Consider the following 26,101-nt stretch of genomic DNA (forward strand, 5'->3'; position numbering starts at 1 on the left):
GGCTGCCGGGGTCGTAGCCGGATGCACTAGCCGGGGACGACCCGCGTGTTCCATGCGGGGCTGACGGTGACGACGTCGCCGATGACGATGACCGCTGGAGCGGTGACGCCGACCTCGGTGGCGACGTCGGGCAGACATCGCAGCACGGTGGTGGTTACTCGCTGGTCGGGTAGGAAGCCGCGTTCGACGATGGCGGCCGGGGTGTCGGGCTCGGCCCCGGCCTGCAGGAGGATCGTGGCCGAGCGACGCAGGTGCGCCACTCCCATCAGGAGGATCAGCGTGTGGTCGCGCCGCGCCGGCACCGTGGAGACCAGCTCCTCGTGCGCGGTGACCACGGAGAAGCCCCGGGCCAGCCCCCGGTGGGTCACCGGGATGCCGGCGGCGGCCGGCACGGCGATGGCCGAGGTGACCCCGGGGACGATCTCCACGATGACGCCGGCCGCCCGGCAGGCCGCCGCCTCCTCACCGCCGCGGCCCAGCACATACGGGTCGCCGCCCTTCAGGCGCGCTACACGTTGCCCGGCGCGGGCCCGCTCCACCAGCACCGCGTTGATCTGCTCCTGCGGCAGCAGATGGTGCCCCGGACGCTTGCCCACGTCGATCACCTCCGTGCCGGGACCGGCGGCCTCCAGCAGTTGGCGCGGGGCGAGACGATCGACGACGACGACGTCGGCCCGCCGCAGCAGGTCCAGCCCGCGCACCGTGACCAGCCCCGGGTCCCCCGGCCCGCCTCCGATGAGTGCCACCCACCCGGTGCCGAGACGGTCGGTATCCGGGACGCTTTCGACCTCCTGCGCGGGCCGTCCCCCGATGCCCGGGGCCGTGCTCGTCCGGCTCATGCCGCCAGTGGTGCGGACGCGCGCTCGCCCTCGAGGTGCACCATGCCCGCGGCGAGTGTCCAGCCGTCGAAGGGGTCTACGAGTAGGAAGGCGCCGTCGCTGCGGGAGCGGGCGTAGTCGGCCACGGGGAGCGGCTCGGACAGGCGCAGGCGGATGGTGCCGATGTCGTTGAGGACCAGGGTCTGTGCGGGCTCGGCGGTGAGGTCGTCGAGGCCGAGGACGGCCTCGATCGCGGTGACGATCGCCTGGACGGTACGCGTTCCGTGTTTGACGAGGACCCGGTCTCCCGGCTTGGCGGGGTGCTCGGACAGCCAGGCTACGCGGGCGGCGACATCCCGGAGCAGTTGCGGCGGGTCGGTGGCGGCGGCGAGCAGATCACCGCGCGTGATGTCGATGTCATCGGCCAGCCGCAGGGTCACCGACTGGCCGGCGTGCGCCTCCGGCAGGGCGGTGTCCGCGAGGTCGATGGCGGTGACCCGGCTGCGGCGCCGTGAGGGGAGAACCACGACCTCCTGGCCCACACGGACCGATCCCGCGGCGACCCGCCCGGCGTAACCGCGGTAGTCGGACAGCCCCTCCGGCGCGGCCCCCTGCGGCCGAATGACCAGCTGCACGGGCAGCCGGAAGGCGCCGTCCGCCGACGTGGAGTCGGCCGGAATAGTCTCCAACAGCTCCAGGAGGGCGGGACCGCTGTAGAAGGGGGTCCGCGACGAGCGACGTACCACGTTGTCCCCCTCGAGGGCGCAGGTCGGCAGCGCCCGCAGGTCCTTGACCCCCAGCTCGGCGCCGGCGGCGGCCAGTTCGGCGACGATCGCGTCGTAGACGTCGGCGGAGAAGTCCACCAGGTCGATCTTGTTGACGGCGACCACCACGTGCGGGACGTTCAGGATTGCCGCCACGGCCAGGTGTCGGCGGGTCTGCTCCACTACGCCGTGGCGGGCGTCGACCAGCAGGACCACCACGTCGGCGGTGGATGAGCCGGTGACCGTGTTGCGCGTGTACTGCACGTGGCCGGGGCAGTCGGCCAGGATGAAGGAGCGGCGGGGAGTGGCGAAGTAGCGGTAGGCGACGTCGATGGTGATGCCCTGCTCCCGCTCCGCGCGCAGGCCGTCGGTGAGTAGGGCCAGGTCGGCGTGGGTCAGGCCGCGGTCCAGGCTCACTCGCTCCACGGCGGCGAGCTGGTCGCGCAGCACGGATTTGGAATCCACTAGGAGCCTGCCGACGAGGGTCGACTTTCCGTCGTCGACGCTGCCGGCGGTGGCCAGGCGCAGCAGACCGGCGGTCGGAGACGGTTGCAGGGTGGGTTGGTCCGCTGCGGCGCGGGCGGACTCGGAGGGGGTGATGGTCATAGGTTTCTCCAGGGTGCGTGTCTGGTGGGTTCGCAGGGTGGGATGGGAATCAGAAGTAGCCTTCGCGCTTGCGGTCCTCCATGGCGGACTCCGACAGGCGGTCGTCGGCCCGGGTGGCACCACGCTCGGTGAGTGTGGAGGCGGCCACCTCGACGGCGATCTCGTGGTTGTTGGCCGCCGTCGAGTCCACGGCGCCGGTGCAGGACATGTCGCCCACGGTGCGGTAGCGCACGGTGCGGGTGGTGATGGTCTCGCCCTCCTGCGGCTGGGTCACCGGGGTGACGGCGAGCCACATGCCGTCGCGCGAGAAGACCTCCCGCCGGTGCGCGTAGTACAGGCTTGGCAGGACGATGTCCTCGCGCTCGATGTAGCGCCACACGTCCAGTTCGGTCCAGTCGGACAGGGGGAAGACGCGCAGGTGCTCGCCGGGGGAGTGACGCAGGTTGAGCAACCGCCACAACTCGGGGCGCTGGTTGCGGGGATCCCACTGCCCGAACTCATCCCGCAGGGAGACGATGCGCTCCTTGGCGCGCGACCGCTCCTCGTCGCGGCGGGCGCCGCCGATGACGCCGTCGAAGCCCTCGGCGCGGATGGTGTCCAGCAGCGGGCGGGTCTGCAGCGGGTTGCGGGTGCCGTCCGGGCGTTCGCGCAGGCGGCCGTCGTCGATGTAGTCCTGCACCCGGGCGACGAGCAGGCGCGCTCCAGCGGCGGCGACCGTCGCGTCACGGTAGGCGAGCACCTCGGGGAAGTTGTGGCCGGTGTCCACGTGCAGCAGGGGGAAGGGCAGCGGCGCCGGCCAGAAGGCCTTGCGGGCCAGGTGCAGGATGACCACGGAGTCCTTGCCGCCCGAGAACAGCAGCACCGGGCGCCGGCATTCGGCGATCACTTCACGGATGATGCCGATCGCCTCGGACTCGAGGGCGTCGAGGTGATCCGCAGGGGCGCTGGTAACGCCGGTAACGCCGGTAACGCTGTCTGTGGCTGTGGTCATGGGGCTCTCCAATCGGTTCCGCGGTTTCGTGTTCGGGGCGTGCGGGGTGGCGGTCACAGGTGGATGCCGCACTCGGTCTTGGCGAATCCGGCCCAGCGTCCGGAGCGGGGATCCTCGCCCGGGGCGACGCGCCGGGTGCAGGTCTCGCAGCCGATCGACGGGTAGCCGTCCGCCAGCAGTGGGTTGACGACGACGTCGTGCGCGGTCGCGTACTCCAGCAGGTCGTCGAAGCTCCAGGCCGCCAACGGGTTGAGCTTGACGATCCGGTGGTTCTCGTCGAAGGCGACCAGGGGCGCGTCGGCGCGGGTGGGGGAGTCCTCGCGGCGCAGGCCCGTGGCCCAGGCCTCGTAGCCGGACAGGGCGCGTGCCAGTGGTGCCACCTTGCGCAGGTAGCAGCACTTGGTGGGGTCGCGCTCATAGAGGCGCGGTCCGTACTCGGCGTCCTGCTGGGCGATGGTGAGCTCGGGCAGGACGTCTATGACGGTGACGTCCATGGTGCGGGCGACGGCGTCACGGGTCTGCTCGGTCTGGGGGAAGTGGAAGCCGGTCTCTAGGAACAGCGTGTCGACGCCGGGAATGCGGGAGGCTACGACGTGCGGCAGGACGGCGTCCGCCATGGAGCAGGCGACGGCCAGGGAGCCGGGAAAGGTCTCGGCCGCCCAGGCGACCACCGCCTCGGCCGAGGCGTTCGAGCCCAACCGTGCGGCGCCGTCGGCGGCGATGCGCCGCAGTTCGGCCTCGCTGCGGCGGGGGGCCTGTGCGGAGCGAGGACGGTTGGCGCCACGCGCGACGAGCCGGCCGTAGGGGTTGACGCCCGCAGGGGATGCCGTGGGGGCGGTCGCCGGGGCGCTGTCGGCCGTCAGGACGGGGATGGTGGCTGCGCGCAGCCCGGCCAGGGGCGCGATACCTTCGGTACTCATACCAGTTCCTCCTGCGCTGCCCGCTGCGCCCACTGGGCGAAGGACTCTCCCGCGGTGCGCCCCGCGGCATAGCGGCGCACGACGCGTTCGATGTAGTCGGTCAGGTCGGTGGCGGCCACCTTCAGGCCGCGCACGGTGCGTCCCAGCTCGGCCTCCTCGTGGCCGGCCGACGCCAGGCCGCCTCCCAGATGCACCTGGAAGCCCGGTACCTGCTGGCCGTCGACGGTGATGATCTGCCCCTTGAGACCGATGTCGGCGATCTGGATGCGGACGCAGGAGTTGGGGCAGCCGTTGACGCTGATGGAGATCCGCCGCTCCAGGTTGAGGTCCGCCAGGCGGGCGTCGAGCTCGGCGCCGACCCGCGCGGCCAGGGACTTGGTCTCCACGATCGCGAACTTGCAGAACTCCAGGCCGGTGCAGGCCAGCAGCGAGCGCGTGAACGGCCCCGGGTCCGGGTCGATGCCGAGCTCCCGCAGGCCAGCCACGGCCTCGTCCACGCGCTCGGCCGGCACGTCCAGCAGCAGGATGTTCTGCAGCGGGGTTGTGCGCACTCGGTCCGAGCCGACCGTCTCCGCCAGGTCCGCCAGCCCCAGCATGGTGTCGCCGGACAGGCGGCCGACCGGCGGTATGCCGCCGATCCAGTAGTGTCCGTCCTTCTGCCGGTGGACGCCGATGTGGTCGGCCTCGCCCGCGGGTGGCGCGGGGGCGGGGCCGTCGGCCAGCTCGTAGCCCAGGTACTCCTCCTGCAGGACGCGGCGGAACTTCTCCGGGCCCCACTCGGCCATGAGGAACTTCAGGCGGGCCTTGTTGCGCAGGCGGCGGTAGCCGTAGTCGCGGAAGAGCCGGATGGCGGCCCACCACACGTCGCTGACCTGGTCGGGCCGCACGAATGCGCCCAGGCGCTGCCCGAGAAATGGCGCGGTCGACAGGGCGCCGGCGATCCACAGGTCGTAGCCGGGACCGTACTCGGGATGGTTGACGCCCACGTAGGCGATGTCGTTGATCTCGTGGAGGATGTCCAGCGTGGGGGAGCCGGTGAAGGCCGTTTTGAATTTGCGGGGCAGGTTCGAGATCTCGGGGTTGCCGAGAAACGTGTCGCGGATCTGGGCCGCGGCGGCAGAGGGGTCGATGATCTCATCGGGGTCGATTCCGGCCACGGGGGAGACGAGGATCCCGCGCGGGGTGTCGCCGCAGGCCTCGATGGTGATCAGGCCGGCCTCCTCCAGTCGGCGCCACAGCTCCGGCACGGACTCGATCTGGATCCAGTGCATCTGGAGGTTCTGTCGATCGGTGACGTCCAGGGTGCCGCGGGCGAACTCGTTCGACGCCCGGCCGAGGACGCGCATCTGCTTTACGGATAGGGACTGGCCGTCCATGCGCACCCGCTGCATGAAGTACCGGTCGGACAGCTCGGCGGGGCTGAGCTGGGCGGTGCGGCCCCCGTCAATGCCCTGCTTGCGCTGGGTGTACAGGCCCCACCAGCGAAAGCGCGTGTGGAGGTCGTCGTCCGGGATCGCGTCGAAGCCGGCGGCGGCGTAGGTGGACAGGATGCGGTCGTGCGCGCCGAGCGGATCGCCGTCCTGCTTGACGACCTCGTTGGGGTTCAGGGGCTTGCGGCCGTCGATGCGCCACTGGCCGTTGGCGCGGCCGGCGCGCGGCGGGCGGATGGCGCGGCCGGCGCCGGCGTCGCTTGTGGGCGGGTTCTTGATCGGGCTCATGTCTCCTCCAGGCTGGTGGTGCATGAGCGTCCGGAGTCATCGTTTCGGGGACTCGCTCCGGATCGGTGCTATCAAGTGACCGCCGGCTGCTGGCCGGGAGTGATCCACTTGGTGCCGTGCGGCTCCGGACGCCTCAGTGCGCCGGATTCCGTGTACGGCTTAGCCGCAATGGTCAGGCGCTTAACAGGCCTGACAGCACATGACTCGGGTGGAGCGCAACCACGCCCCGCGGGACTCCGCGGCGGCGAGTAGGGGATGCGCTTGGGTCATGCGGCGCACACTAGGGACGCGGCGGCGGGAAAGACAACCATGCGGTCGGATCGTGAGACGACGTCTTGTCAGGTATTGGGATTACGGCTGTCGGCGGTTGACGTCGGCTGCCGAAGCACGGTCGGCCGCCGACGCTTCGGCACTTCCAACGACGCTTCGGCACTTGGCATCAGCGCTTCGTACCCTTCGGTGACGGTTCGTACCCTGGAGTGCCGAACCGTCACCGGAGGGTACGAAGCGTCCACCGGAAAGTACGAACCGTCGGGTCAGGGTACCAAGCGTCGTCCCGCCGCTTAAGGGATCCCTACGGGAATTGCCACCCTACTGCGAGCCCCGCCCGTTACTTTGTGGGTAGTCGTGGGGAACCACCTCGCGGTTGGGCCAGCGGCGGCCGGCGCGGGTGTCTTGCTCCTGTCTTACCGAATGATCCGGGGGTGTCACCGGTGGTGGGCGGATGGGGAGGCGCTGATTAGGGGAACGGACCGAGGGGTTTTGCCTTGGAGTCCTTTCGCAGGCGTGGGTGCGGGATCAATCGTCCGAGGGCTGGCCACGTAGACGCCAAGTAAGGGAGCCTGTCATGCAGGTTGACGATATCGAGGTCTTCGTCGGTTTCGGGCGTGGGCAAGGTCGAGCATGCCGAGGCCCGCGATGCGGCGGTGATCGCGGATGATGCCCGCACCATGCCCCACACGCTCAGGTCCATCAGCACTTCGGATGAGGACGCCGCATCCTTGTCGATGTTGACCGGTTTTGACCTGGAGCTGGCCCGCCAGCTCATCGCCCACCCGCGCCCAACGCGACGATGTCGCCGCCCGAGATAGTGGCCCTGGCGGGTGGCCCATCCTTCTTCTGCCCGGCCCCTGACCACCCGTGCCCCGGGGTGGGGGTCCCGGCCGCCGCTGTGTTCCTGGCCGAAACCGCGGGCAGAGCCTTCCCCACCGGCGCCCAGCTGGCCTCATACGCCGGCCTGACACCAGTCACCCGGCGGTCGGGGTCCTCCATCCGGGGTGAGGTGCGTCTCCCACGCGGGCAACAAGCGCCTCAAGCCAGCCATGTTCCTGTCAGCCTTCGCCTCACTGCGCTCCGACCCCACATCCCGCGCCTACTACGACCGCAAACGCGCCCAGGGCAAGCGCCTTCGGCCAAGCCCTCCTCGCACTCGCCCACCGCCGCTTGACAAACCACACAGGGGCCCCGCGATCCCGGGATGTGGCGAGGATGACGCCGTCTGGAGCCGCCCGGGGATGGCCGGGGGCGCGGTGCGCGGTTACACTCACCGCCACAGGCGCCGACCCGGCCATCACCGGCGAGCCTCCGGAAGAACCGGGCCGCGTTCACATTTGGCGCGCGGCCCCCAGTAGAACCGGACGGGACAGCCCGTCACAGCTGCGAATCGAGCGGCCCACCCCGGCACTGCCGGAGGGGCAAGCGAGGTGGTACCGCGGTGCGGCACCGCCGCCGGGTCATCGGCGGTCGGAGCGGCGTCGTCCTCGTGGATCCCGCGCCCCAACGGGCGCAAACGACTACGAGTGAGACGCGAGGCAAGACAAATGGCCGAAGAGCCCACCGGCACCCAGCACGCGGGCGCCGCCTTCTACCCCCTGCACCGCCCCGGCCAGAAGGTCGAGCCGTCCCCCTCCTTCCCGGCGATTGAGAAGGACGTCCTGGACTACTGGAAGCAGGACGGCACCTTCCAGGCCTCCATCGATGCCCGCCCCGCGCTGGACGACAACGGCCACTCCAACGAGTTCGTCTTCTACGACGGTCCGCCCTTCGCCAACGGTCTGCCCCACTACGGCCACCTGCTGACCGGCTACGTCAAGGACGCGGTCGGCCGCTACCAGACGCAGCGGGGCTGCCGCGTCGAGCGCCGCTTCGGCTGGGACACGCACGGCCTGCCCGCCGAGCTGGAGGCGCAGCGCGAGCTCGGCATCGACGACGTCACCGAGATCACCCGCCCCGGCGGGCTGGGCATCGAGAAGTTCAATGAGGCCTGCCGCACCTCCGTGCTGCGCTACACCAAGGAGTGGGAGGACTACGTCACCCGCCAGGCCCGCTGGGTGGACTTCGAGAATGACTACAAGACCCTCGACCCCACCTACATGGAGTCGGTCATGTGGGCCTTCAAGACCCTGTACGACAAGGGCCTGGCCTACCAGGGCTACCGGGTGCTGCCCTACTGCTGGCACGACCGCACGCCGCTGAGCAACCACGAGCTCAAGATGGATGACGACGTCTACCAGGACCGTCAGGACAACACCGTCACGGTGGGCCTGCGCCTGGAACGGCGCCTGGATGACACCCACCCCGACGCCGCCCCGGAGCTGGCGCTGATCTGGACCACCACCCCGTGGACCCTGCCGTCCAACTCCGCCGTCGCCGTCGGCCCCGACGTCGACTACGTGACCGTCCGGGTGGACGCCGACCTCGACTCCCCGGTCGCCGGGCAGGATGTGCTGCTCGCCCGCGACCTGCTGGGCGCCTACGCCCGCGAGTTGGGTGAGGACCCGCAGGTGCTGGCCACCTACAAGGGGACCGACCTGGTCGGCGTGCGCTACGTGCCCATCTACGACTACTACGACGACGCCGCCCACCGCGCGGAGGGCGCCGCCCCCGGGCCGGCGGCCTGGCAGATCATCACCGCCGACTACGTCACCACCACCGAGGGCACCGGCCTGGTGCACCTGGCGCCCGCCTTCGGTGAGGACGACATGTACTCCTGCCAGCCCTACGGCATCGGCACGGTCATCCCCGTCGACGACGGCGGCGTGTTCACCAGCGAAGTCCCCGACTACGCCGGCATGCACATCTTCGACGCCAACAAGCCGGTCATCACCGACCTGCGCGACGGCACCGGCCCGCTGGCCCGCCGCGAGGCGGCCGTGCGCGCCGTACTGGTGCGCCAGCAGTCCTACGTGCACTCCTACCCGCACTGCTGGCGCTGCCGCAAGCCGCTGATGTACAAGGCCGTCTCGAGCTGGTTCGTGAAGGTCACCGCCATCCGCGACCGCATGGTCGAACTCAACCAGGAGATCACCTGGGTGCCCGGGCATGTCAAGGACGGCATCTTCGGCAACTGGCTGGCCGGCGCCCGCGACTGGTCCATCTCCCGCAACCGCTTCTGGGGCTCCCCCATCCCCGTGTGGGTGAGCGACGACCCGGCCTACCCGCGCACCGACGTGTACGGGTCCTTCGCGGAGCTGGAGCGCGATTTCGGCGTGGAGGTCAAGGATCTGCACCGGCCCTTCATCGACACGCTGGTGCGCCCCAACCCGGACGACCCGACCGGCAAGTCCATGATGCGCCGCATCCCCGACGTGCTGGACTGCTGGTTCGAGTCCGGCTCCATGCCCTTCGCCCAGGTGCACTACCCGTTCGAGAACGTGGACTGGTTCGAGTCGCACAACCCGGGCGACTTCATCGTGGAGTACGTCGGCCAGACCCGCGGCTGGTTCTACACGCTGCACGTGCTGGCCACCGCCCTGTTCGACCGGCCCGCCTTCACCACCTGCGTCTCCCACGGCATTCTGTTGGGCAACGACGGGGCGAAGATGAGCAAGTCCCTGCGCAACTACCCCGACGTCCAGCAGGTCTTCGACCGCGACGGCGCCGACGCCATGCGCTGGTTCCTGCTGTCCTCCCCGGTGGTGCGCGGCGGCAACCTGTCCGTCACCAACAAGGCCATCCGCGACACGGTGCGCCAGGTGATGCTGCCGCTGTGGAACACCTGGTACTTCTTCGCCCTGTACGCCGCCCAGGCGGGGGACGCGGGGGCCTGCTACCTCACCGACGGCGTGGACCTGGCCGACGCCTCGTTGTTCGGCCGCAAGGGCTCCCTCGACGTGATGGACCGCTACATCCTGGCCCGCACCAAGGACCTGACCGACACCGTGGCCGCGCAGCTGGACGCCTACGACGTCACCGGCGCCACCCACACGGTGCGCGAGTTCATCGACGTGCTTACCAACTGGTACCTGCGCACCTCCCGGTCGCGGTTCGTGGACGGCGGCGCCGAAGTCGCGCGCCCCGCCTTCGACACGCTCGCCACCGTGCTGCGCGTCTTGACGCAGGTGATGGCGCCCCTGGCCCCGCTGACGGCGGAGGAGATCTACCGCGGCCTGACCGGGGAGCGCTCCGTGCACCTGACCGACTGGCCGGTCCTGCCCGAGCATGTGGCCGACGGCGCCCTGGTGGACGCCATGGATCAGGCGCGCGACGCGGTGTCCGCCGCGCTGAGCCTGCGCAAGGCCGACAAGCTGCGCGTACGCCAGCCGCTGCGGACCCTGACCATCGCCACCTCCGACCCGGCGGGCCTGGCGCCGTTCACGGCCCTGATCGCCGACGAGGTCAACGTCAAGCAGGTGCGGGTGCTGGACGCCGCCGACGCCGGCTACGAGCTGACCGAGGAGCTGACCCTCAACCCGCGCGCCTTCGCCCCGCAGGTGCGCAAGTTGACCTCGAAGCTGTTCACCGCCGTCAAGGCGGGGGAGTGGGAGGTCACCGAGGACGGCGACGTTCGCTTCGACACGGTTCTGCTCGACGGCTCCCCGGTGGTGCTGGAGGCGGAGGACTCCGCCTTCACGCTGTCCACACGCATCGAGGTGCACGACGACGCCCTGTCCGCCACCGTGCTGCCCTCGGGCGCCTTCGTGGTGCTGGACACGGCGCTCGACGACGACCTGGAGGCCGAGGGCTGGGCCCGCGACCTGGTGCGGCTGCTGATGGATGAGCGCAAGGCCACCGGCCTGAACGTCGGCGAGCCGGCGCGCGCCACCTTGACGATCCCGGCGGACAAGAACGCCTGGACCGGCGCCCACCTGGACCTGATCAAGCGCGAGGTCAGTTGTGTGGACCTGCAAGTGATCACCGCCGACGTGGACACCCCCAGCGCCACCGTGGCGCGGGCCTGAGGACCGAGCCGGGGGAGTACCATCCCGCCGCCGCCGACAGGAGGCCGAGCCCCTGTCGGCGGCGGCGCCATCTCAGCCACCCCAACCGCGCTCGCGGAAAGGACCCAAATAATGCGCTCGCCGTTTCCACGTCACAACCTCGCCTTCCTCGTGGTTGGCGGGCCCACCGTCGCCATCGACGTCGCCGGCCTGCGCCTCGTCGTCGACCCCACCTTCGACCCGCCCACCGACTACGGCGCCCTGCGCAAGACCCGTGGACCGGCCGTGGCGGCCGAGGCGCTCGCGGACGCCGACGCCGTCCTGGTCAGTCATGCCGATCACGCCGACAACCTCGACGTCTCCGGGCGTGTCTTCGCCCTGGCCGCCCCGCGCCTGCTGACCAATCCCGGCTCGGCCCGACAGCTCGGGGCGGGCGCCGAGGGGCTGGTCCCGTGGCAGTCCGTGGTGGTGGGGGACGGCGTCACCGTCACCGCCGTGCCCGCCCAGCACGGACCCGCGGACGGGGAGGTTGACGCCGCCGGGCACGTCAACTGCGAGGTCACCGGCTTCGTCATCCAGACGCCGGGCACCACCATCTACCTGACCGGGGACAACGCCTCCCTGGAGCTGATCGCACAGGTCAAGGCCCGCTTCGGGAGCATCGGCCATGCGGTGCTGAACGCCGGTCGGGCGACCGTGCCCGCCAAGTTCGCGGGGCGACCGCTGAGCCTGTCCGCCGAGCGGGCCAGCGCGGCAGCGCAGGTGCTGGGGGCGCCGCACGTCGTCGTCGCCCACCAGACCGGCTGGGAGCACTTCGTCGACGGCCCCGGAGCCACGCTGCGGGCCTTCCGTGATGCCGGCATCCTGGATCGGCTGGACCGCACCCCCGAGGGGGAGTGGAGCTGCCCCATCGGCGAATGAGCAACCGGGTGCCGGCCCCGAATCGGGGCGGGGTTGCACGCCGCTTGCAGCCCGGCCCCGGCGTGGCGCCCGATCGTGTCCGGGCAGGCGGGGGACGCGCCTAGCCGGTGGCGTGAAGCGCAATAATTGCCTCCATAGTTCCAAGAGGGTAACGGTATTCTGTGCTACTTGCTTCGGGGCGACTTGGGACGTAGGTTGCGAGCGTTATTCGGCGTTTGACGATGGCTCTGTCAACGCCGTCCCCTGGCGAATAAGGAGGCATGAGCCCCTCACGCCCGCGCAGTGACGTCGCGGGCTGAGAAACGGTATGTCGGTGCGCTCATTGCTGTGTGCCGCGTCCCGCGCATTAGCGAAAACCATCCTTGAAGCCTGTCGTTGCTCGCCCCACGCGGTCGTGCGCGCCCCTCCTGATTCAATCCCCGGTGGTCCCTGAAATGAGCCTTGATAACCACTTCTCGCCTTGTCGACGTAGTTTTATGCGTGGCGGCTATTCCTCATTCCGGGCGGGCGCAAACCCCATGCCGGAACGGGGAGGACCCGCGGCAACTGCGAAGGGGACTGCCGATCCGGGGCGTGAGGACGGGAGGCGGAGCGGTGCGCCGCGACGGCGGGCCGCCACCGTCGGCGCGCGGCGGGGACGTCGCGCGGCAATGCCCGCCTGGTCCGACCTCCCGGCGGACATGCAGAACGACGCCGTGCGTCCCTATTACGATCACCTGGTTGCGCATGAAGGGCAGCTACGGCTGAAGCGGCTGTTCGATGTTGTTGGAGCCGGGCTCATGCTGGTCGCGCTCGGGTGGATGTTCGTCCTGCTTTCGCTGATCATTAAGCTCGACTCACCCGGCCCTGTGTTTTTCCGGCAACAACGGGTGACCAGTTTCGGCCGCGAGTTCAAGATCCACAAGTTTCGCACGATGGTGGACCGTCCGAGCGAACCCGGGACACAGGTGACGGTGCACGCCGATCCCCGTATCACCCGGGTCGGCGCCTTCATGCGGCGTTACCGGATAGATGAGACCAGCCAGCTCATAGACATTCTGCAAGGGAACATGACCTTTGTCGGGACCCGGCCCGAGGTTCCCGAGTATGTGCGCGAGTACACGCAGGAGATGAAAGCCACATTACTGCTACCTGCGGGAGTGACCTCCACCGCGAGCATCGAGTTCAAGGACGAGGCGCTGCTACTGACCTCGGCCGCGGATGCAGATAGGGCCTACATCGAGGAGATTCTTCCGGCGAAGATGTGTTTCAACCTGGACGATATTCGTGAGTTCAGCATCGGTCGCGATCTACGGATCATTCTGGCCACGGTGCGCGCAGTGTTCGGAGCCCACTGAAGAAAGGAAACGGCGTAATGGCAGTGGTGCCCGGACTAGTGTCGATCATCATGCCGGCGTTCAACGCGGAGCGCTTCATCGATGAGGCCGTCAAATCGGTGCAGGCGCAAAGCTATACCTCGTGGGAACTGCTGATTGTGGATGACTGCTCCACCGATCGGACCTTCGAGCGCGCGAGGCTGCTGGCGGATGCCGACGCGCGTGTGCGGTGCACGCGCTTGGAGCGCAACAGCGGTGCGGCGATGGCGCGCAACCGCGCGATGGAGATGGCCCGGGGGCAATACATGGCCTTCCTGGATGCCGACGATCTCTGGCATCCGGACAAGCTGACCCGCCAGCTGGAGTTCATGGGCAGCCACGGCGTCGCCCTGTGCTGTACCGCGTACGAACAGGTGGACGAGCACGGGGCTCCCACCGGCAAGGTCCTGACCAGTCCGAGGCGAGTCGGCTACAACCGGCTCCTGCTGGACTGCCCGGTGGGGAACTCCACGGTGATGTACGATGTGTCTCGACTAGGCAAATTCGAAGTCCCTGACATCCGGAAACGCAATGACGACGCCCTGTGGCTGCGCATGCTCAAGAGGGAGAAGTATATATGGGGTATCCCTGATGTCCTCGCCCAGTACCGGGTCCGCAGCGACTCGATATCCGCCAACAAGCTCAGTCTGGTGAAGTATCACTGGAGGTTGTATCGAGATATTGAGCACCTGAGCGTCGTGCGGTCGGTATTCCACGTGTGCGCCTGGGGTGTCATCAAGGTGCTGAGGCTGAAGTGAGTGCTCGACGATCGCTCGTATCGGGGACGCGTCGGGCAGGGAGAGTAATCGTAAGAGGATGAAGGCAACCATGGACAATCGGACTCGGCGGGAGGTCGGCGTCGGCGGCCCACTCAGGATCCTGCATATCAACTCCTCAATTTCGCGCCGCTCCGGCGTGACGAGTGTCGTCATGAACTACTTCCGGAACGTCGACCGGCGCCGGGTGATATTCGACTTCTACTATTACGCCACCCCCGATGAGACTCGGCGCGCGGAGATCGAGTCGCTCGGGGGCAGGTGCTTCCCCGGGCGCGCGGGCAAGAACATCCTGCGGATCCGCAAGGAGCTCGCGACGCTGCTGCACGAGCATCCGGGGCAGTACCCCGTCGTGCACCTTCACGATCCGGTGCTGGCCCGCTTCATCTACCCGGTCCTGCACCGAGCGGGCGTGAGGTCCATGATCGTGCACTCCCATTCCACGGCGTACTCCGACTCGAGACTGAACTCGATACGCAACCAGATCGTCTGCCGCAACATGGGCCGCTACTCCGACGTGCGGCTGGCCTGCTCCCGGAGCGCCGGCGAGTTCCTGTTCGGCGCGGGCCAGTTCGAGGTGCTTCCCAATGCCGTGGAGGTCAACAGATACCGCTTCGATCAGCGCATGCGGGACGCGAAGCGGACGGAACTCGGCCTTAACGGGCTCAAGGTCGTCGGGCACGTTGGTCGCTTCAGCGAGGAGAAGAACCACCGGTTCCTGGTAGCGGTCTTCGAGAAGCTGCTCGCACTCGAGCCCGACTGCCATCTGCTGCTCGTAGGCGACGGGCCGCTGCGTGGGGACATTGAGCGCCTGGTTGGCGAGCGGGGCCTGTCGGGGAGCGTGACGTTCCTCGGTGACCGGTCTGATGTGCCGGCGCTCTACCAGGCGATGGATGTGCTGATGCTGCCCTCCCGCTTCGAGGGGCTGCCGATGGTCGGTGTGGAGTCGCAGTGCGCGGGTCTGCCGCTGGTCTGCTCCGACAGGGTGCCGCAGGAGGTGTCCATTGGCGACTGTTCCTTCTTGGCGCTGGAACTCGGCGCCGGACACTGGGCGCAGCGGGTCAGGGACGTGCTCCCGCAGGCCGGGACCGAGGCACTCAGGGCGCAGGGCGTCGAGCAGGCGCGCAGCAGTGGATTCGACGTCGCCGCAGAGGCCGGGGCGCTCTCGCGGCGCTACCTGTCCCTGGCGCGGGGCGAGTAACGGCCATGTGGGTTCACTACGCCCTGTTCGGGATATTGGCCCTGGTGGGCGGGCTGCTCGGCGGTCGTCGTGAAGACGGGAGCCGCAAGTCGACCGCGCCCTTGCTCGTCGCCTGGCTGCTGTTCGTGGCGATGGCGGGCCTGCGTGCCAGAACGGTGGGAAACGACACCAGCCGGTACTACGACGTGTTCGAGAAGATTACTGACACGGACGGCCTGTCGGAGGCCTTTGCCGTCAGCAGATTCGAACGCGGATACGTGGTCGTCAACTACCTGATCAGCCGTATCACGGACGACTTCAATGTGCTGCTGCTAGTAGTCTCCGTCTTCTCCTTCTGGTCGGTTGTGCTTTTCATCCACAGGTATGCGAGGTCGAACCCGCTGGCGTTGCTCCTGGCCTTCGGCATGTCCGTGTTCTACGACATCATGCTCGCCACCCGGCAGGGCATCGCGGCGGCCATATTCCTGTTCGCCGTACCGGCTCTGATGGAGCGGCGGCCCGTGCGCTACCTCATTCTGATACTACTTGCTGCGCAGTTCCATGCCTCCGCCATACTATTGCTCGCCGCCTACTTCATTCCGATGCTGAGGTTGAACAGCTTCCTGGACTGGGTCAAATGGGGGGCGGTCATCGGCGCCTGCACCGGTTGCCTGAGCTTGGTCCTCACCAAGGCCTCCGTATTCTCTGCGTACTACGGCCACTACCTGAGTTCGCAGTACGCGGAGGGCGGCGTCAGGATGGCCACGGTCATGGGGGTGGGGGTGCGGCTGCTCATGATCGGTCTGGTGGCGATGTGTGGATGGAACTCCGCGGTGGCGGCGGACAAGACCGGGGTCACCCGCATCCTGGTCACCTTCGCCGTCGCCGACGCCGCGATCATGATCGTCTCCCTCGGATTCAACCTGCTCGACCGTCTCGAGATGTATTTGACGCTCCCGATGGTCGTCGGCCTGGGGAATGTCGTCGCCCGCGAGCCGGGGCTGCGGAACTGGTACGTCTCGGTGCTGCTCGTACTCGTAGCCTTCGTGAGTATGACGATCATGCTTCTATATCGACCCGGTTGGTACACCCTGTTTCCTTATCACACGGTATTTGAGGAAGGAGCCTGGTAATGGATCCCGTCTATGCTTCTTATTCCGCCGCCCGCTGGTGCGCCCGGCACGGGCTGCGTCCGGCGGCCTACCTGATCAGAGGAGTGATGCGGGTGGTCTTCGCGTGTGACGTTCCCTATGCCACAAAGATTGGAAAAGGAACTCTCTTTCCCCACCACGCGCTGGGGGTTGTCATTCATCCGGCTGCGGAAATCGGTGAGAACTGCAAGGTGGGACAGAACGTGACAATCGGGGGACGCAAGGGAATCAACGTCCTACCGCGGCTCGGCGACCGTGTCACCGTGGGATGCGGGTCGCTTATCCTCGGGCCCGTTACGGTAGGCGATGACGCCGTGATCGGTGCCGGGGCGGTCGTGATCCATGACGTGCCCAGCGGCGCCACCGCCGTCGGCGTGCCGGCGCGGATCCTCGAGGGCGGGCGGGGAGACTCATGATGAAGCGGATCCTGCTCCTTGACACGTCGGTGGGCTCTTTGAACATGGGTGACGAGATCATCAATCGGTCGATCGCAGCCAACTGGCCGGAGCTGTTCGCGTCGAACTATGCCATGCGCATGGCTTCGCACACCCCGATGTACACGCCGTTGCAGTGCATGCTCAATCGGCACAAGCTCGCCCCGTTCAAGACCGCGGATCTGAAATTCCTGTGCGGCACGAACGCCTTGTACACCAACATGCTGCGGCCGCTGCCCGCCTGGAACATCAATTACCTGAACTGCGGCCTGGCGGTGGGAACGGTGTGCCTTGGGGTCGGGGCGGGCGTCAACAGCGCCTCGGTGAGCCTCTACACGCGGGCGCTGTTCAGGAAGGTACTGGCGCACGACGTCGTGCACTCCGTACGCGACGACCGAACCAAGCGGCTCCTGGAGACCATCGGCCTGAGGGCGTGGAACACCGGTTGTCCGACGCTGTGGGGACTGACTCCCGAGCACTGCGCGAGCATCCCGCATTCCAAGAGCTCCACGGTGGTGTTCACTCTGACCTCTTATCAGCCGGACCGGGACAATGATGCGGCGATGATCGGGATCCTGCGAGAGCACTATCGCAGAATCTGCTTCTGGCCACAGAGCGTGGACGACCTCGCCTACCTGCGCTCCTTGAGCGACATGTCCGGCATAGAGGTCGTGCCGCCGAATGTCGATGCCTACCGCGCCGTTCTGGAGACCGGGGTGGACTACGTGGGCAATCGACTCCACGGCGGCATATTCGCGCTCCAGCAGGGATGCCGCGCGATCATCATCTCGATCGACTACCGTGCGCGAGAGATGGGTAAGGACTACTCGCTCACGCTAGTCGAGCGCCCGGACATCACCGTCGCGCTGCCCCGGATGATCGAGGGTAGGTGGGAGACCAAGCTGGATGGTCTGGACTTCGCCCTGATCGAACGGTGGAAGGCCCAGTTCAATGTCGGGTCGTAGTCGGGGCCGCCTGGCGGAGCTCCTCGGCAATACCGTGATCTTCGGCCTGGGAAGCCTGGCGGTCAAGGTGGTCTCGCTGGTGCTCATGCCGTTGTACACGAGCGCCATGACCGCCTCGGACTATGGCGCAGCCGAGCTGCTGAACAGTGGGATCGAGATCGTTCTGCCGCTGGCGTCGCTCGGTGTCATTGAGGCGCTGTACCGCTTCTCGATAGACGAGACGGTGGGGAAGGGGGAGCTGTTCTGCAACTCGGTCCTGGTTCTCGGCGGCGGGATCCTCGTCGCGGCCGTTCTATCGACGCTGGCCTGGAGGATCTTTGATTACGCCCACGCCGTGCCCTTCTTCTTCCTATTCGCGTCTGCCTGCATCTACAAGGCGACCAGCCAGTTCGCGCGCGGGCTCGGGCACGTGCGGCGATTCGTCGGGTACGGCTTCATAAACGCCCTCGTCCTCGTTATCGCCACGTACGCATTGCTCGTTCACCTGCACGCCGGCGTCGCCGGATACCTGTGGTCGTACTCGATCGGATACGTGGTGGCCGGCGCCGCCGCATTCGTGTGCTCGGCGGAGTACCGTTTCGTGGCGCCGCTGCGGTTCGACGGCGCGCTCCTACGCCGGATGCTGATCTACAGCCTCCCCCTGGTCCCCAATCTCCTGTCGTGGTGGATCGTGAGCGTATCGGGCCGCTATGTGGTCGTGTGGGGCAGTGGTCTGGCTGCGGCCGGGCTGTACACGGCGGCAACCAAGATGCCGTCGCTGATCAACATCATCAGCTCCGTATTTCAGCAGGCCTGGCAATTCTCAACCGCCCGGGAGATCGGTGCGGCCGATAGCGGGCCCTTCTTTGGGCGCGTGCTGCGCGGGTACTCCCTGGTGACGCTTTCGATGGCGGGGGTGGTGATAGTACTCAACAGGCCGATCTCCGGGCTACTGCTGCAGTCGGAGTTCCAGGATGCCTGGCGCTATGTGCCGCTGCTGATGCTCGCCGCAGCCTTCGGCGTCATGTCGGTGTTCTTCGGCACGTTCTACCAGGCACTTATGAAGAGCCGGATGCTGATGATCTCGACTGCGATCGGTGCGGCCGTAAACCTGCTTCTGGGAGTCGCGCTCGTACCGGCGATGGGGCCCTGGGGGGCGTGCGTCGCCGGCGTGGTGGCATACGCGATCGTTCTCCTGGTCCGTGTACGCGACATCGCCACGCGGATCGACATGCCGATCGACCGTGCGAGAATTGCCTACCAGCTGTTGCTCCTCTCGGTCATGTCTATTTGCATGTCGTGCGAGGGAAGCATGTGGCCGGTCTTATTCGCGGGAGCGTGTCTGGTGCTGCTTTTTGTGAGCGACGTCGGGGTACTGCGTGAGTCGTTCTTGCGCGTGAGGCGGGCGTTCATGGGGCGTCCGGGAAGTCGCTAAGAAATCCCCTTATTCGCGCAATTGGTATCGAGGTGTGAGCATCGTGACCGATATGTTGGCGAACACGCCCACTGTTATTCGACATGGCGGGCCCGCCTGGGCGATAATTCTATGGCTGCGCGGCCGCTCGGGCGGTGGAGCCGAGGCGGTATTACACCGTTGCTCAACAGCTCGCGCCGCGTGTTCCGCATCCGACGCATCGGCGCCGGGTGGCCGATACCGATCCCTGGAGTCTTGATCGTGAGCGTCAAAGGCGTGGCCGTGGCCGTTATGCCCGGCTCGGCACAGACCTGGCTGAAGGAGGCCGTCTACCGGCGCAATTGCGGTCTCGATCCTTCTCGGTACCGCGCCGAGCTGAAGCGGTGGCACTGCCTGCTCAAGGGACGCGCCTGCGATCTGGACCATCCCCGCTCGATGACCGACAAGATCAACTGGCTCAAGCTCTATGACTCCACCCCGCTCAAGGGTCGTCTCGCCGACAAGTACCTTGTGCGCGAGTGGGTCCGCGCAACGGTGGGGGAGGACTACCTGGTTCCCCTGCTGGGTGTTTGGGACTCGCCCGAGCAGATCGATTTCGACGCGCTGCCCGACAGTTTCGTCCTCAAGGCCACTCATGGCTCAGGCTGGAACATCGTCGTCCGCGACAAGCGCGAGCTCGACGTTGCCGGTTGTCGGCGCCGCTTGGAGGGTTGGCTGAAGCGTCGGCAGGCGATGAAGGGCGGCTTCGAAATGCACTACGAGTTCTGCGAGCCGCGGATCGTGTGCGAGCAATACCTGCAGGACGCTTCCGGGGGGCTGCGGGACTACAAGTTCATGACCTTCGACGGCGTCGTCCAGTTCGCGTTCACTGTCGACCGGGGCCCGGACGGCGTGTGCCGGGGAACCTACCTGCCTGACTGGACCAGGGCACCGTTCGAGTACATCTGTGAATCGCGCTGTTCTGGGGATGTGCCGGCTCCGGAGCGGCTCGATGAGATGCTCGCCGTCGCCGAGCGGCTCGGCAAGGGGTTCGCCTGCGCCAGAATCGACTTCTATGAGGTGGACGGACGCGTCTACTTCGGGGAGATTACCTTCACGGACGCGGACGGCCTGGCCCATTTCCGGCCCGCTTGCTACAACCTGGAGTTTGGTGACAGGCTCGTTCTACCGTCAAAGAAGCCGTTTAAGGGGGTCATGCTGTAAACGCTGCGGCGCCGATCCGCTGTTCGGCGCGGTCACATGCCAAGGCGAGTGGAGTTCGCTCGCCATGAAGGTGCTTGGGGATCTTGCGTGCTAGGCTCGGCGTGTTCGTTCACGTGCTCCCTGAAGACTACATTTCTGCGTCTGACGGCGCCGTTCCCCCCTGTCGTGATCCTAAGTCGGTGATGCGAAATGACGCTGGAGAGCTTCATATCCCTGACTCGTCGGCGCGCCGGCGTGCTGCTGGCGGTGATTGTTGCCTGCGTGCTTGCCGCCGCCGTCGTGGTGCGGGTGACGCCGGTCACCTACACCGCCTCCGCAGTCGCCTACGTCCGGGTCAATGTGCCCGTCGGAGCGCAGGACGACACGGAGGCGCACTACGCCGCAACCCAGATGGCACCCCGAAAGATCACGGCGATCGTTCCCGTCTTCACCTCGGAGGCGGTCGGCCAGCGGGTCGTGGACGCGCTTGGTCTGGATGCGACGGCCGCGAGTGTCGCTCAGTCACTGACGGCGACGCACGCCGAGGACACGGCTACCGTAAGCGTGTCGGCGACGGCGACTTCCGCGGCCGAGGCGCGCTCGGTCGCGGACGAGGCGGTCCTCCAGGCCGCGCAGGAGGTCAGCGAGCTCGAGGGCGAGACCTCGCCGGTGGAGGTCATCCTCATGACTCCCTCCAGACTCTCCGGTGTCACGCGTTCGCCGAACGCCTGGGCCTACCTGGGTCTGGGCGCGCTCGGCGGCCTCGTGCTCGGATATCTGTGGATCATCTTCCGGGAGCTGTCGGACAGGCGCCTGCACGGCGCGAAGGCTGTCATCGCAGCCGGCCGCGCCGCGCCACTCGGCGCCGTCCCATCGTCGAGGTCGATCGCCGAGGACGGCCCGCTGCGGGGTGCCGACCCGGATACCGAGGAGGAGCTGCGTCGCCTGCGGACCAATCTGCTTCACGTCGGACCGAAGGGCGACATCCGGGTACTGGTCGTGAGCTCGGCGAGGAGGCAGGAGGGGCGTACGACGGTGTCGGTAGGCCTCGCCCGCGTGATGGCCGCGCTGGGACGGCGGGTCGTCCTCGTCGAGGGGGACCTGCGCGCCCCTTCCCTGGCCCACGTTCTCGGACTGCCCGAGGACGGCCCCGGATTGTCGCAACTGCTGGAGGGTGCGGCGAGCCCCGAGGAGGTACTGGTGAGCACCTCCACGCCCGGGCTGGAGATTCTTCCCGCCGGCGCGACTCCGTCCAACCCGTCCGAGCTGCTTGCGTCCGCCGACATGTCCGCACTTTTGCAGCGTTTGAGTACTGCACACACGGTGATCATCGACTCGCCGCCGCTGCTGCAGTTCACCGACGGTGCGATTCTCGCCGAACAAGCCGACGGGGTCCTGATGGTCGTGCGATCGGCGCGGACCACCGGCGAGGACCTGAACGATGCGGTGCTGGCAGTCGAGCAGGGCGGAGCCGAGGTACTTGGAACCGTCCTCAACCGCGCGCCGGCATCCCGCCGCGGGCGTAGACGTGCTGCTGATCAGTGACGCCGAAAGTCCTGACCCGCGCGAGGCGACCGGCTTCGGGGCGATCCCGTGCGTGGTGGCCCAAAGTGTCCAGGATCGGCATAATCGACTCCGCCGTCGCCGGCGGCCGTGGGAAGAACGTTGGAATCATGCGGTTTTCAAATCGGCCCCTGCGGTCGTCGACGGCCTTTGTGCCGGATTCGGACATTCCGTCCCCCGGCGGGGCGCCCGGGCGCGCGCCACCCACTCCCACAAACCGGAGTATCCCGTCTACCACTGGATGCTCACCGACTACGTGCGTTGGCGCGACCATGGGTGTATCCATGCCGGCGGGGCCCGGCTGGTCAGCCGGCTCGGTGACAATCCCCGGCAGGCCTACGAGCTGGGCAAGTCGATCTGAGAACCAGGAACACTTCAACCGAACAGGACCAATTCCCATGGAGTACGTCGAACTGAACAACGGAGTGGTGATGCCGGTGCTGGGTTACGGCACCTATTTGACCCCGCGGCGCGTGACCCAGCGCCATGTTGCCGACGCCCTGGACGCCGGCTACCGGCTCATAGACACCGCTCAGAACTACGGCAATGAGCGCGAGGTCGGGGCCGCGGTACGCGCATCCGGGCTTGGCCGCGAGGAGGTCTTCGTGACCTCGAAGACCCAGACCAGCGGTTACCGGTCCACCCGCGCGGGCATCGAGGATTCCCTAGCGGCCGCCGGGCTGGACTACTTCGACCTGATGATCATCCACTGGCCCAATGCCGACAGCCGCGGCACCTACCGGGCTCTGGAGGAGGCGTACCGGACCGGCCAGTTGCGCGCGATCGGCCTGTCCAACTTCAACCGGAAGCAGGTCCTGGAGATCATCGACACAGCCGACGTCGTCCCCGCCGTCGACCAGATCGAAACCCACCTGTACTGGCAGCAGTGGGGCATGCACGACTTCCTCACCTCCCACGGGATCGTCCACGAGTCCTGGTCGCCGCTCGGCGAGGGGCAGTCGGGCATGCTCCGCGATCCGGTCCTGGTGCGGATAGGCCGGACCCACGGCAAGAGCCCGGCGCAGGTGCTGCTGCGCTTCCTCACGCAGAACCGGATCGTGTCGATCCCCAAGTCGCTCAACCCGGAGCACATCCGCGAGAACCTCAACATCTTCGACTTCCGGCTCAGTGACGAGGAACTCGGCGCGATCCGAGCCCAGGACGCCAAGCGCTCTCAAAGCGGATGGCCTGCCGCGATGTCCACGGAGGAACACTACTGAGCCGCGCCAGCGGTACGCACGCCGGCGGAACGCAATGGCAGGATTACCCCATGGCCTCACCAACGCTTCCCGCCGACGACGCGACCACCGCCTCGCTGCCGCTCGACGAAATGCCCCCGGTCACCGCCTGGCTCTCCGACATGGACGGTGTGCTGGTGCGGGAGAACCGCGCCCTGCCCGGCGCGCAGCAGTTCCTGGACGCCCTGGAGCGCAAGGGCATGCCCTTCCTGGTGCTGACCAACAACTCCATCTTCACCAACCGGGACCTGTCCGCCCGGCTGGCCCGCTCCGGGCTCTCCGTGCCCGAGGAGCGCATTTGGACCTCCGCCAACGCCACGGCGGCCTTCCTGACCCAGCAGTCCCCGGCCTCCACCGCCTACGTGATCGGCGAGGCCGGTCTGACCACGGCGCTGCACGGCGCCGGCTACATCATGACCGACCAGGACCCGGAGTATGTGATCCTGGGGGAGACCCGCACCTACGACTTCAACGCCATCACCCGCGCCATCCGGCTGATCGAGGGCGGGGCGAAGTTCATCGCCACCAACCCCGACGTCAACGGCCCCTCGGACGAGGGCACGCTGCCGGCGACCGGCGCCGTCGCGGCCATGATCCAGGCGGCCACCGGTCGTTCCCCCTACTTCGTCGGCAAACCCAACCCGGTGATGATCCGGGCCGGGCTGAACAAGATCGGCGCCCACTCCGAGGCGGCCGCAATGGTGGGGGACCGCATGGACACCGACATTCAGGCGGGCGTCGAGGCGGGCCTGCGCACGCACCTGGTGCTGTCCGGCTCGACCACTCTGGAGCAGGTCGAGGCCTTCCCCTTCCGGCCCTTCGGCATCCATGGGGGCATCGGCGAACTCATCGAGCTGGTCGAGGCCGAGCGCTGAGAGGCCGGGTGGCCGAGGCCACCGCCTCTCGCCGAGGTCGGTAGAAATAACCACCGAGATCGGTCGTTGTTACCACCGGGCCGGTCAATACGGTTCCGGTTCCGGTCAGGGCGCCAGCACCTGCCCCGCCCTCCCCGGAGCCGATCATCTAGGCTGGCCCGCGTCGTCGAGCAGGAAGCAGGAACAGCAGCACATGAGCAGCAAGCAGCAACACGACCGGGGTGCTCACGCCGGCGGCCAGGCCGAGTCACACCCCGGCGCGGCCTTCGGCATCCCCGCCGGCGCCAGCGGGGAGGACGTCGTCGACGCCGTCTACGGGCCCGGCGGTACGCACTCCGGTATCGACCCCGACCTGCTGCCATATCTGGAGGCTGCCGACGCCACCGACGGGCGGTCTCTGGCCGAGGTTGCCGACGCCGATGCGGCCGCCGACCGCAGCCGCGCGCAGGCCGAGGCGGAGGACCTGGCGGCCCTGCGCGAGCTGGTGGCCGCCAACATGGTGCCCGGCGGCGACCTCGAGCGCCTGGACGCCCTGCTGGCGGAGGTCGACGACGATAAAAACGACGACTGGGAGGACTGGGAACCGGTCCTGCCCGATACCACCCCGGACGCCGCGGTCGGCTCCGACGCCGAGCGTCACCGGGCCGACCTGACCGCGGCCGCCCACGCCGTCGAAGTGTCCCAGCGACTGCGTGAGGTTGAGGCGGAGATTCTCTCCCGCGCTCCCGAGCACCAGGTGCAGCCCTCGCTGGACCGGGTGGCCGCCGTGCTCGACATCCTGGGCCACCCCGAGCACAGCTACCGGATCGTGCACATCGCCGGCACCAACGGCAAGACCTCTACCGCTCGCATGACCGAGCGGCTGCTGGCCGCCACCGGCATGCGCACCGGGCGCTTCACCAGTCCGCACCTGGCCACCATCCGTGAGCGCATCGCTCTGGACGGTGAGCCCATCAGCGAGGAGGACTTCATCGCCGCCTGGGAGGACGTCGCCCCCTACATCGAGATGGTCGACGCCCGTTCCCGGGCCGCCGGCGGGCCGCGGCTGAGCTTCTTCGAGGTGCTCACCGTGATGGCACTGGCCGCCTTCGCCGACCACCCCGTGGACGTCGCGGTGATCGAGGTCGGCATGGGCGGTACCTGGGACTCGACCAACGTGGTTCCCGGCGACGTCGAGGTCATCACCCCGATCGGGCTCGACCACGCCGCTTGGCTCGGTACCACCCTGGAGGAGGTCGCCGCAAATAAGGCGGGCATCATCAAGGATGGCGCCACGCTGATCTCCTCCCGGCAGCTTGAGCCGGTGCAGGAGGTCATCGCCGCGGCCGCCGCCGAGCATCAGGTCGTGTGGCGTCGTGAGCTCGACCCGGAGGAGGACCCCGAGGCCCCCGACGCCGGCGTGCTGCGCGTGCTCGACCGCGCCCTGGCGGTGGGCGGCCAGATGGTTGCCTTCGCCACGGCCGCCGCCGTGTACGAGGACGTGTTCGTGCCCCTGCACGGGGAGTACCAGGCCCACAACGCCCTGCTCGCCCTGGCTGCCGCCGAGGCCGTCTTCGGCGGCCGGCCCCTGCCCGCCAAGATCGTCGAGGACGGCTTCACCTCCGTCACCAGCCCCGGTCGCCTGGAGGTGCTGCGCTCCAGCCCGACCGTGATCGTCGACGCCGGTCACAACCCCCACGGCGTCGCCGCCCTGATCCCGGCGGTCGAGGAGGCCTTCGGCTTCCAGCACCTGGTCGCCGTCGTCGGCGCCATGCAGGACAAGGATGTGGAGGGAATTCTGTCCGTCCTGGAGCCGGCCTGCGACGCCGTCGTGTGCGTGCCCATTGACTCCCCACGTGCCATGGACACGGAGGACTTGGGTGCGGTTGCGCGCGAGGTGTTCGGCGCGGATCGGGTGGTGGTGGCCCCCACGCTGGCGGCCGGTGTGGAGCAGGCGGTGAACCTGTCCGAGGGCTTCGACGCCCCGATGACTGCCTCCGGGGTGTTGATTGTTGGGTCCGTGGTGCTCGCCGCCGAGGCGCGCGCCCTGTTCGGCAAGGCCTGAGCCCCGCCCCGGCGCGTCCGGGGCGCCGCCCAGTCCAGGAAGGCCTGG

The 26,101-nt window shown here is 68.0% G+C and carries 20 protein-coding genes and 1 pseudogene; 16 read left to right on the forward strand and 5 right to left on the reverse strand.

The genetic code is table 11. The features are described from left to right. Positions 1-26 precede the first annotated feature (26 nt). From cobA to ACGLYG10_RS12975, 5 genes are read right to left on the reverse strand one after another with little or no spacing between them, the layout of a single operon-like run. Positions 27-839, reverse strand: a complete 813-nt coding sequence (cobA, locus tag ACGLYG10_RS12955) for a uroporphyrinogen-III C-methyltransferase (protein WP_083565914.1) — start codon at positions 837-839, stop codon at positions 27-29. After that, positions 836-2,188, reverse strand: coding sequence for a sulfate adenylyltransferase subunit 1 (locus ACGLYG10_RS12960; RefSeq protein WP_073332819.1), 1,353 nt, complete (start codon positions 2,186-2,188; stop codon positions 836-838). Before ACGLYG10_RS12960 ends, cobA begins: the two co-directional genes overlap by 4 nt. Before the next feature lie 49 nt (positions 2,189-2,237). Next, the gene (gene cysD / locus ACGLYG10_RS12965) at positions 2,238-3,179 is read right to left on the reverse strand and encodes a sulfate adenylyltransferase subunit CysD (protein ID WP_073332822.1); all 942 of its coding nucleotides are present in this window, start codon (positions 3,177-3,179) and stop codon (positions 2,238-2,240) included. Positions 3,180-3,232: 53 nt separating this feature from the next. Continuing rightward, positions 3,233-4,099, reverse strand: coding sequence for a phosphoadenylyl-sulfate reductase (locus ACGLYG10_RS12970; protein ID WP_073332825.1), 867 nt, complete (start codon positions 4,097-4,099; stop codon positions 3,233-3,235). Beyond that, a complete protein-coding gene (locus ACGLYG10_RS12975) occupies positions 4,096-5,817 on the reverse strand; it encodes a nitrite/sulfite reductase (RefSeq protein ID WP_073332828.1) in 1,722 nt (573 codons plus the stop codon). The genes ACGLYG10_RS12970 and ACGLYG10_RS12975 overlap by 4 nt, the downstream gene beginning before the upstream one ends. 917 nt (positions 5,818-6,734) lie before the next feature. On the opposite strand from ACGLYG10_RS12975, the pseudogene ACGLYG10_RS17000 reads away from it, so the two are divergent. From ACGLYG10_RS17000 to ACGLYG10_RS13055, 16 genes and pseudogenes are all read left to right on the forward strand, one after another. Further along, a pseudogene (locus ACGLYG10_RS17000) lies at positions 6,735-7,620 on the forward strand (transposase); the annotation flags it as partial. Positions 7,621-7,637: 17 nt separating this feature from the next. Then, entirely contained in the window at positions 7,638-10,997 is a 3,360-nt protein-coding gene (gene ileS, locus ACGLYG10_RS12990) for an isoleucine--tRNA ligase (protein ID WP_073332835.1), read from the forward strand. A 111-nt stretch (positions 10,998-11,108) separates the two neighbouring features. Beyond that, on the forward strand, positions 11,109-11,897 hold the full coding sequence (locus ACGLYG10_RS12995; RefSeq protein WP_073332837.1) for an MBL fold metallo-hydrolase: 789 nt from the start codon (positions 11,109-11,111) through the stop codon (positions 11,895-11,897). 650 nt (positions 11,898-12,547) lie between these two features. Next, on the forward strand, positions 12,548-13,234 hold the full coding sequence (locus tag ACGLYG10_RS13000) for a sugar transferase (RefSeq protein WP_073332840.1): 687 nt from the start codon (positions 12,548-12,550) through the stop codon (positions 13,232-13,234). Between the two features lie 17 nt (positions 13,235-13,251). After that, complete coding sequence (locus tag ACGLYG10_RS13005; RefSeq protein ID WP_073332842.1) at positions 13,252-14,010, forward strand: glycosyltransferase family 2 protein; 759 nt, start codon at positions 13,252-13,254, stop codon at positions 14,008-14,010. 70 nt (positions 14,011-14,080) lie between these two features. Continuing rightward, positions 14,081-15,229 (forward strand): glycosyltransferase family 1 protein, encoded by a 1,149-nt coding sequence (locus tag ACGLYG10_RS13010; RefSeq protein ID WP_073333237.1) that lies wholly within the window; start codon positions 14,081-14,083, stop codon positions 15,227-15,229. Between the two features lie 5 nt (positions 15,230-15,234). Beyond that, positions 15,235-16,341: an EpsG family protein gene (locus ACGLYG10_RS13015; protein WP_073332845.1), complete on the forward strand. Its 1,107-nt coding sequence runs from the start codon at positions 15,235-15,237 to the stop codon at positions 16,339-16,341. Then, complete coding sequence (locus ACGLYG10_RS13020; protein ID WP_073332848.1) at positions 16,341-16,775, forward strand: serine O-acetyltransferase; 435 nt, start codon at positions 16,341-16,343, stop codon at positions 16,773-16,775. The genes ACGLYG10_RS13015 and ACGLYG10_RS13020 overlap by 1 nt, the downstream gene beginning before the upstream one ends. Beyond that, on the forward strand, positions 16,772-17,758 hold the full coding sequence (locus ACGLYG10_RS13025; RefSeq protein ID WP_244542684.1) for a polysaccharide pyruvyl transferase family protein: 987 nt from the start codon (positions 16,772-16,774) through the stop codon (positions 17,756-17,758). Before ACGLYG10_RS13020 ends, ACGLYG10_RS13025 begins: the two co-directional genes overlap by 4 nt. Further along, positions 17,745-19,172, forward strand: coding sequence for a lipopolysaccharide biosynthesis protein (locus ACGLYG10_RS13030; protein WP_073332853.1), 1,428 nt, complete (start codon positions 17,745-17,747; stop codon positions 19,170-19,172). The genes ACGLYG10_RS13025 and ACGLYG10_RS13030 overlap by 14 nt, the downstream gene beginning before the upstream one ends. A gap of 240 nt (positions 19,173-19,412) precedes the next feature. Further along, positions 19,413-20,354, forward strand: coding sequence for an ATP-grasp fold amidoligase family protein (locus ACGLYG10_RS13035; protein WP_073333239.1), 942 nt, complete (start codon positions 19,413-19,415; stop codon positions 20,352-20,354). A gap of 189 nt (positions 20,355-20,543) precedes the next feature. After that, positions 20,544-21,878, forward strand: a complete 1,335-nt coding sequence (locus ACGLYG10_RS13040) for a polysaccharide biosynthesis tyrosine autokinase (RefSeq protein WP_073332856.1) — start codon at positions 20,544-20,546, stop codon at positions 21,876-21,878. After that, a complete protein-coding gene (locus ACGLYG10_RS16055; RefSeq protein WP_139240995.1) occupies positions 21,862-22,257 on the forward strand; it encodes a hypothetical protein in 396 nt (131 codons plus the stop codon). Before ACGLYG10_RS13040 ends, ACGLYG10_RS16055 begins: the two co-directional genes overlap by 17 nt. A gap of 37 nt (positions 22,258-22,294) precedes the next feature. Then, complete coding sequence (locus ACGLYG10_RS13045) at positions 22,295-23,116, forward strand: aldo/keto reductase (protein WP_073332859.1); 822 nt, start codon at positions 22,295-22,297, stop codon at positions 23,114-23,116. A gap of 50 nt (positions 23,117-23,166) precedes the next feature. Then, positions 23,167-24,009: an HAD-IIA family hydrolase gene (locus tag ACGLYG10_RS13050; RefSeq protein WP_073332862.1), complete on the forward strand. Its 843-nt coding sequence runs from the start codon at positions 23,167-23,169 to the stop codon at positions 24,007-24,009. A 193-nt stretch (positions 24,010-24,202) separates the two neighbouring features. Continuing rightward, entirely contained in the window at positions 24,203-26,053 is a 1,851-nt protein-coding gene (locus ACGLYG10_RS13055; protein WP_073332864.1) for a bifunctional folylpolyglutamate synthase/dihydrofolate synthase, read from the forward strand. The last annotated feature ends 48 nt before the right edge of the window (positions 26,054-26,101 follow it).

The sequence above is a fragment of the Actinomyces glycerinitolerans genome (assembly GCF_900098745.1).
Taxonomy (GTDB): Bacteria; Actinomycetota; Actinomycetes; order Actinomycetales; family Actinomycetaceae; genus Actinomyces; species Actinomyces glycerinitolerans.